The organism is Phenylobacterium sp., assembly GCF_035276905.1.
In the GTDB taxonomy this organism is placed as follows: domain Bacteria; phylum Pseudomonadota; class Alphaproteobacteria; order Caulobacterales; family Caulobacteraceae; genus Phenylobacterium.
Map to the genome: position 1 here is coordinate 1 of NZ_DATELG010000250.1, position 6,418 is coordinate 6,418.

Consider the following 6,418-nt stretch of genomic DNA (forward strand, 5'->3'; position numbering starts at 1 on the left):
ACCGGCGCAGCGCTCGACCGCCCGGCCGGCGCACAACACTTCCGCTTTCAATGTTTGACTTCGAGCGCGCCGGCAGGCGCGCGAGCACGGAGCGCGTCAGTTGACCGTGAAGATGTGGCCGGTCTGGTCGCGCCGCTTCGGCGTCTTGCTGCTGCGCTTCGGCGGCGGCTGCGTGTCCTGATAGGCCTTGATCATCTCCAGCAGCGAGCCGAGCCGCTTGTTGTCGACGATCGCCGCCTGGTTGACCCGGCGGAGCTTATCGAAGGTGCGGTAGGCGAGCTCCTCGCCCTGGTAACGGATGGCGATCCGGCCGTCGGGATAGTCGACGACGGTGACCCGCTTGCCGATCGCCGCCTGCGCGGTCTCGGACGGTTCGATCAGGAACAGCACCTTGTCGTACTGCAGGGTCAGCGACTGCGAGAGCGTGCGCTCCACCTGCCAGGTGAACTCGTCGTCGAGCTGGTCGCGCGGCGACATCGGCCGGTGCAGATCCTTCGGGTTGGCCGGGACCTTGCCGAAGCGGGCGTTGTAGTCGGCGACGAAGCCCGGCAGGAAGGCGTTGCCGTCGGCGAGCGTGCTGATCCCGCGCAGCCGCAGCTCCTTCACCAGCCGATCCTGCAGCGTCTTGTTGGCGCGCTCGACGCGGCCCTTGGCCTGGCTGGAGTTGGCGCAGATGATCTCGATGTTCAGCTTGTTCAGCGCGCGACCGAACTGGGTCATGCCGTCGCCGAGCGCGCCGGGCTTGGCGATCCGGAACACCGAATGCTTGTCGCTGTAAAAGGCCAGCGGCTTACCGTGCGCCTCGAGATACGACCGTGTCGCGGCGAAATAGGCGAAGGTCGACTCCGACTCCACGAACTGCAGGTGCATCAGCCGGCTGGTGGCGTCGTCGATGAACACCAGCAGCGTGCACATCGGCCCGCGGTCCTCGAACCAGCGGTGCTCCGAGCCGTCGATCTGCACCAGCTCGCCGACGCAGTCGCGCCGATAGCGCGGCTGATAGATTTTGCGCTGTCGCTTCGCGCGCGCGACCCACAGGCCTTCAGCGACCATCCAAGCGCGCACCGTCTCGCGCGAGACGGTGATGTCGTGCAGCTCCTGCAGCTTCTCGGCCGCCAGCGTCGGGCCGAAATCGGCGTACCGGGCCTTGATGATGTCGATCGCGGCCTGGCGCACGTCGGCCGGCGTCTTGCGGTTGCTGGGGCGGCCGCGCTTCTTCGAAATCAGGCCGTCAGCGCCGCGCAGCCGGTAGGCCTTCAGCAGCCGCCAGACCTGGCGCTCGCTGACGCCCAGCACGCCGGCCGCAGACCGCGCCGGCAATCGCTCGGCGTCGACGTCCCGCAAGATCTCGAATCTCGTCAGCTCCGCATCGCTCATGATCCGCACCGCCACCGACGCCGCCTCCCAGCCAAGCTTGGAGGGAGGCTGACGCTTCTAATTTGCGCGGCACTGACATTTGCACTTTGCGGCTACATCCGGTTCTCGCCTAAGGAATATTATCAGAAATATCTTACGGACATCGGCCCGCGAGCTCATGCACAGGATCCGCCTCGCATCCCTTTGAACGGCCCCCTTAACCTCCGTAGCGCCGCTGCGGCCGACGATGTGAGATCATCGCCCCACGATAGGTAGGCGCCAGCCTTTCAGCCCGCTTCCGGTCCGACGCGCATCAGATTAGTTTCGGACCGGAAACATGAACAGGAGCCCGCGTGCAGCCGACCGCCAATGACCCGGTTCCTGCGCCGCTGGACGCGGCGGACTATCAGTCGCTGGGCGAATTCCGACGGGCGATCCGCGACTTCCTGGCGTTCAGCGAAGAGAGCGCGCGCGAGTATGGCGTCACCGCTCAACAGCATCAGGCGCTGCTGGCGATCCGCGCACACGCAGGTCCGGAGCCGATGAGCATCGGCGAACTGGCCGACAGCCTGCTGATCAAGAACCACAGCGCCGTTGGCCTGGTCGCCCGGCTGGTCGAGCGCGGCCTGGTCGCCCGCCAGGCCTCCGAGACCGACCGCCGCCGCGTCCTGCTCACCCTCGAACCCCGCGGCGAAGAGACCCTGCAACGGATTTCGCATAATAACCTGCGCAAACTGACCGTCACCGCGCGCAGCCTTCGCCGCGTGCTGTCGATGCTGCGCAAGATGGAGATCGCCCAGGGCGCCAAGGCCGAGGACGCCTGACGCGCGCCTCAGCCGGCCGGCAAGCTGAGCTCGCCGCGCGAGAGCTTCTGCAGGGTCTCGACGAAGAAGCCCGGTTCGGCGGCGCGGACGCGCGCCTCCAGGTCCTCGGGGCCGTCCCCGGCGACGATCGGCACGACCGTCTGGGCGAGGTGCGCGCCATGGTCGTATTCCTCGTCGACCAGATGGATCACGATCCCGCTCTCGGGCGCGCCTGCCGCCAGCACCGCCTCGTGCACGCGGCGGCCGTACATCCCCTCCCCGCCGAACGCCGGCAGGGGCCCGGGATGGATGTTGAGGATGCGGCCTGCAAAGCGCGCCAGGGTCTGGGGCCCCAGACGGCGCAGATAGCCGGACATGATGATCAGTTCGACGCCGTGCTCGGCCATGACCTCGGCGATCCTGCGGTCTGCCGCCTCGGCGTCGTCCTTGGTCGGGATGCAGACCGCGGCGATCCCCTGGGCGCGGGCGAACTCCAGCGCCGGAGCGCTGCGGTTGTTGCTGACCATCACGCAAGCCTCGCCAGCCAACTCGCCGGCCTGGATGGCTGCGACGATGGCCCGGGCGCTGGAGGCTGATCCAGATGCGAGGAAACCGAGCTTGAGGTATTGAAGACTCAAGGAAACTCCGCTCCAAGCTGATGTTCCAGGCGAAGGCCGTCGAAGGCGGGCTCGACGCCTGGGGGAAGCTCCTCCGCCAGCTTCGCATAATCCAGGTCGATGTGCATGTTGGTCAGGATCGCGCGCCGGGGCTTGGCGCGCGCGATCCAGCCGAGCGTCCGCTCCAGATGCGCGTGCGTCGGGTGCGGCCGGTAGCGCAGCGCGTCGACGATCCAGACGTCCAGGCCCTTCAGCGCCTCGAAGGCCTCGTCGGTCAGGTCCACCAAGTCGCTGGAATAGGCCACGTCGCCGAACCGGTAGCCCACCGAGCGGATCGCCCCGTGGTCCTGGTCGAAGGTCACCACGGGGATCGGCCCCGACGGGCCGTCGATGTGGAACGGAACCGCGTGGTGCGGCAGCGCCTTGGCCTCGCAGATCGCCGGATAGCCCGCCTCGCCTTCGAAGATGTAGCCGAAGCGGCGCATCATCGTCTCGTAGGTGGCGAGGTCCATGTGGGTGTGGATGCGCTGGCCGTGTTGCCGCAGGAAGAAGGCGCGCACGTCGTCCAGGCCGTGCACTTGGTCGGCGTGGTCATGGGTGAGCAGCACGGCGTCCAGCCGCTTCACCCCGGCGCAGGCGCTCTGCAGCCGAAAGTCCGGCGAGGTGTCGACCACCACGGTCGTCTCGCGTTCGGGCCCCGCCCCCTTGCGCCGCACGAGCAGCGAGCAGCGCGAACGGTGGTTCTTCGGATTGGCCGGATCGCAGGCGCCCCATTCGCCGTCGGCTCGCGGCACCCCGCCCGACGAGCCGCAGCCCAGGATGGTGATCTCCAGCACCGCGCTCATGGCCAGGCGATCCGGGGCTCGGCGATCCGGGGCCGGGGGATCCGGTCGAAGACGGCGAAGAAGGCGTCCTCGGTGCGCGCCTCGGCCTCATCGAGGCTCCAGCCGCGGACCTCGGCCAGCTTCTCCAGCACCTTGGGCAGCATGGCCGGCTCGCAGCGGCGGCCGCGATACGGCACGGGCGCCAGATAGGGGCAGTCCGTCTCGACCATGATCCGCTCCGCCGGCATGTCGCGGATCAGCGCCCGGACATCCTCGGCGGCCTTGAAGGTGGCGATGCCGGAGACCGAGAACCAGGCGCCGAGCGCCGCGGCCCGTCGCGCCAGATCCGCGCCCGAAGTGTAGCAGTGCATCAGGATGCGGAACGGCCCTTTGGCGTATTCCGCCTCCAGGATCTCGCCCATCACCGCGTCGGCCTCGCGGGTGTGGACCACCAGCGGCAGGCCCGTCTCGCGCGCGGCCGCGACATGGGCGCGGAACACCCCAGCCTGCACCTCGCGCGGACTGAGGTCGTAGTGGAAGTCCAGGCCGCACTCGCCGATCCCGACCACCCGCGGATCAGCCGCCAGTTCGATCAGGGCCCGGGCCGACAGCTCCGGATTCTCCTTGGCCTCGTGCGGGTGCGTGCCGACCGTGCACCAGATGTCCGGATGCTGGGCGACCTGCCGCACCGCCGCGAAGTTCGACACCCGGTCACAGATGTTGACCATCAGCCGCACGCCCCCGGCCAGCGCCCGCGAAATCACCGCTTCGCGGTCCTCGTCGAATTGCGGCGCGTGCAGGTTGACGTGGCTGTCGATGAGCATCGGGGTCCGGAAGGATCGGGCGGCGGTCAGGCCCGAGCGGCCTGGCGCAGCTCGGTAAGCGCGGCGAACAGCGCATCGGTGCGATCGAGGTTCAGCGCCTCGACCTCGCGCGGAAGCCGCTGGAGCGTCTCCCACGCCTGGGCCCAGCGATCAAGCGCGCCCATTCCTTGCGCGGCGCGATCGACGACCATCGCCCGCACCCGCTCGCCCAGCCGCTCGAACAGCAGGTTGAACTGCGCCTGGCCCTCGCCGCTTTTGAAGCGGTCGGCGAGCGACAGCGCCATGGCCTCGTCCACCCCGGGCAGGTCCGCCAGGAGGTCGCGCGCGGCGTCGTCGAGCGCGATCGCCTGCGCGGCGGCCAGCGCCAGGGCGCGCCCCGGCGCCCCGCCCGACATCCGCGCGAGCCGGAGCGCCGCCTCGTCGCTGACATCGGCGCGCCCGCGGACAAAGGCCGCGGCGGCGGCCTCGCCCGGCGGCGCGAAAACCAGCCGGCGGCAGCGTGAGCGGATGGTCGAGAGCAGCCGTCCGGGCGAGTGCGAGACCATCAGGAGCACGCCCTTGGGCGGCGGCTCCTCCAGGGTCTTCAGCAGCGCGTTGGCGGCGTTGACGTTGAGGTCGTCGGCGGCGTCGACGATCGCCACCCGGTGCGGCGCCGAGGCGGGCGACTTGGAGAAGAATTCCGAGAGCTTGCGCGCGTCGTCGACCGGGATCGTCTTGCGCGGCTTGCCGTCCTCGCCGATGCGCTCAAGCACCAGGAGGTCGGGGTGGGCGCGGCCCATCACCTGGCGGCTCACGGGATGCTCGGGATCGGCGCCCAAGAGGCCGTATTCGCGGTCGGCCGGCGCGCCCAACAGGCGCCGGGCGACCCGATAGGCGAAGGTCGCCTTGCCGATCCCCTCGGGCCCGGTCAGCAGCCAGGCGTGATGCAGCCGCCCGCGGGCCCGGGCGTCCTCGAAGTCGGCCTCGGCCGCCTCGTGACCCTCAAGGTCGAAGACCTCGCGCGGGTGCGGGACTTCCAGCTCAGCCATGGAGGCCGAGCCTTTCCTGCACCGCCGCCCAGACCGCGGCCTCGACGGCGTCGATCGAGCCGGCGGCGTCGATCAAGGCGCAACGCTCAGGCTCGTCCCGGACGATGGCCAGGAAGCCGTCGCGCAGCCGCTGGTGGAAGCCGAGCCCCTTGGATTCGAACCGCATCTCCCCGCCGCGGACCTGCGCGCGCTCCAGGCCGACCTGCGGCGAAATGTCGAAGACCAGCGTCAGGTCCGGCCGCGCGGCGCCGAGCACCTGGGCCTCCAGGGCGGCGATCAGCGCCGGATCGGTCCCGCCGCCCGCGCCCTGATAGGCGCGCGTGGAGTCGGCGAAGCGGTCGCAGACGACCCAGGCGCCGCGTCCCAGCGCCGGCTCGATCACGCGCTCGATATGGTCCCGTCGCGCGGCGTACATCAGCAGCGTCTCGGTGACCGGGCTCCAGCGGTCGGCGGCGCCGTTGAGCACCAGCTCGCGGATCGCCTCGGCGCCGGGCGAGCCGCCGGGCTCGCGCGTGGCGACCACCTCCAGGCCGCGCGCCCGCAGCCGCTCCCCCAGCCGCTTCAGCTGGGTCGACTTTCCGGCCCCCTCGCCGCCTTCCAATGTAATGAACCGCCCGCGCGTCACAGCCGCAAGATGGCCGCTTCGCCCCAGATGTCCAGCGCCGCGGGCCTCAGAACGGCCCCAGCACCTTGGCGTCGGCGAAGCCGGCGTCGGCGACCCGCTTGCGCAGGTTGTAGGCCTGCAGCTGGTCCTGCGGACCCGGCAGCACTACGCGGTAGAGGATCACGCCGCCGCGCTGGACCGGTTCGATCACCGCATCGCCCATGCCGGCCAGCTGGGCCGCGGCGCGGCGAGCGCGGGCTTCCTCGCTGAAGGCCCCGGCCTGGATGCGGTAGGCGGGCCCGGGCGCGGCGTCGGCGACGGCGGTGGTCGCCGGCACGATCTCGAGCGGCCGGGTCGGCGCG

Annotated in this window: 8 protein-coding genes; 1 reads left to right on the top strand and 7 read right to left on the bottom strand. The window is 70.3% G+C overall.

The genetic code is table 11. The annotated features are described in order from the left end of the window. Window positions 1-96: 96 nt before the first annotated feature. Window positions 97-1,377: an ISNCY family transposase gene (locus VJS38_RS11755; protein WP_414692439.1), complete on the bottom strand. Its 1,281-nt coding sequence runs from the start codon at window positions 1,375-1,377 to the stop codon at window positions 97-99. A 332-nt stretch (window positions 1,378-1,709) separates the two neighbouring features. Here VJS38_RS11755 and VJS38_RS11760 point away from each other — a divergent pair, with 332 nt between their 5' ends. Then, window positions 1,710-2,180, top strand: coding sequence for a MarR family winged helix-turn-helix transcriptional regulator (locus VJS38_RS11760; RefSeq protein WP_324088338.1), 471 nt, complete (start codon window positions 1,710-1,712; stop codon window positions 2,178-2,180). Between the two features lie 8 nt (window positions 2,181-2,188). Here the strand turns inward: VJS38_RS11760 and VJS38_RS11765 are convergent, their stop codons facing one another. The 6 genes from VJS38_RS11765 to VJS38_RS11790 form a co-directional block, all read right to left on the bottom strand. Further along, window positions 2,189-2,797, bottom strand: a complete 609-nt coding sequence (locus tag VJS38_RS11765; protein ID WP_324088339.1) for a phosphoribosylglycinamide formyltransferase — start codon at window positions 2,795-2,797, stop codon at window positions 2,189-2,191. Next, window positions 2,794-3,621 (bottom strand): MBL fold metallo-hydrolase, encoded by an 828-nt coding sequence (locus tag VJS38_RS11770; RefSeq protein WP_324088340.1) that lies wholly within the window; start codon window positions 3,619-3,621, stop codon window positions 2,794-2,796. Before VJS38_RS11770 ends, VJS38_RS11765 begins: the two co-directional genes overlap by 4 nt. Next, window positions 3,618-4,424, bottom strand: coding sequence for a TatD family hydrolase (locus VJS38_RS11775; RefSeq protein ID WP_324088341.1), 807 nt, complete (start codon window positions 4,422-4,424; stop codon window positions 3,618-3,620). Before VJS38_RS11775 ends, VJS38_RS11770 begins: the two co-directional genes overlap by 4 nt. Window positions 4,425-4,450: 26 nt before the next feature. Beyond that, window positions 4,451-5,452, bottom strand: a complete 1,002-nt coding sequence (locus VJS38_RS11780; RefSeq protein ID WP_324088342.1) for a DNA polymerase III subunit delta' — start codon at window positions 5,450-5,452, stop codon at window positions 4,451-4,453. Then, window positions 5,445-6,077 carry a dTMP kinase gene (gene tmk / locus VJS38_RS11785; protein WP_324088343.1) on the bottom strand — a complete coding sequence of 211 codons (633 nt, stop codon included), beginning with the start codon at window positions 6,075-6,077 and terminating at the stop codon, window positions 5,445-5,447. The genes VJS38_RS11780 and tmk overlap by 8 nt, the downstream gene beginning before the upstream one ends. A 46-nt stretch (window positions 6,078-6,123) precedes the next feature. After that, on the bottom strand, window positions 6,124-6,418 hold a 295-nt coding region (locus VJS38_RS11790), incomplete at its 5' end, for an SPOR domain-containing protein (RefSeq protein ID WP_324088344.1).

Bases quoted from the DNA above. Each gene is read 5' to 3' on its own strand.
- VJS38_RS11755 (WP_414692439.1), bottom strand. From the start codon at position 1,377: ATGAGCGATGCGGAGCTGACGAGATTCGAGATCTTGCGGGACGTCGAC.
- VJS38_RS11780 (WP_324088342.1), bottom strand. From the start codon at position 5,452: ATGGCTGAGCTGGAAGTCCCGCACCCGCGCGAGGTCTTCGACCTTGAG.
- VJS38_RS11770 (WP_324088340.1), bottom strand. From the start codon at position 3,621: ATGAGCGCGGTGCTGGAGATCACCATCCTGGGCTGCGGCTCGTCGGGC.
- VJS38_RS11775 (WP_324088341.1), bottom strand. From the start codon at position 4,424: ATGCTCATCGACAGCCACGTCAACCTGCACGCGCCGCAATTCGACGAG.